Consider the following 582-nt stretch of genomic DNA (forward strand, 5'->3'; position numbering starts at 1 on the left):
GCGTCCCCCCCGCCGGTATAGGCGGTGATCGCCGCGACGGCCTTCGTCGCGTCGAACGCGGTCGCGCCGGCGCGCAGCGGTTCGAACAGCGGGTCGGTCTTGCCCTCCGGGTTATGCTCGACAGTCAGGTTGCAGCCGGGAGCGAGCGCGTCGGCATAGGCGCGGCCGGTGGCGATGGTGCGCTCGGGCGTGTTGGTGTGGATGCGGACGGTGCCGGGCGCGGGGCAGCCGGCGCCATTCAGCCAGCGGCGGTCGTGGCGGGCGAGTTGGGCGATTGCCCGAGCACCGTGGGGGGTGAGGAATTCGGGGGCGACCGGCCATGTCGGCCACTGTCCGGCGACCTTCGTGTCGAGCGGCGCCTCCCCGGTGATCGGCGCGCGCACGCCGTGGCGCATCAGCATCACGACGCGCTCCACCCGGTCCTGCGCTGCGGCGGGTAGCGGGGTCAGCAGGGTTGCGGCGAGGAGCAGGAGGCGCATGATTCGTCCTTGTCTTCGTAAAGGGCCGTACCCCGCGCAGGCGGGGGTCCAGAGCGACAAACGGGATCGCTCTTGGCTCTGGACCCCCGCCTGCGCGGGGGTA

Annotated in this window: 1 protein-coding gene; it reads right to left on the reverse strand. The window is 72.5% G+C overall.

Annotation, left to right across the window (positions count from 1 at the left end; all coding sequences use genetic code 11):
- Positions 1-479: histidine-type phosphatase (locus tag AVT10_RS15490; protein WP_332307359.1), on the reverse strand; the 479-nt coding region annotated here is incomplete at its 3' end.
- Positions 480-582: the final 103 nt, after the last annotated feature.

This window comes from Sphingomonas hankookensis (assembly GCF_001619955.1).
Taxonomy (GTDB): domain Bacteria; phylum Pseudomonadota; class Alphaproteobacteria; order Sphingomonadales; family Sphingomonadaceae; genus Sphingomonas; species Sphingomonas hankookensis_A.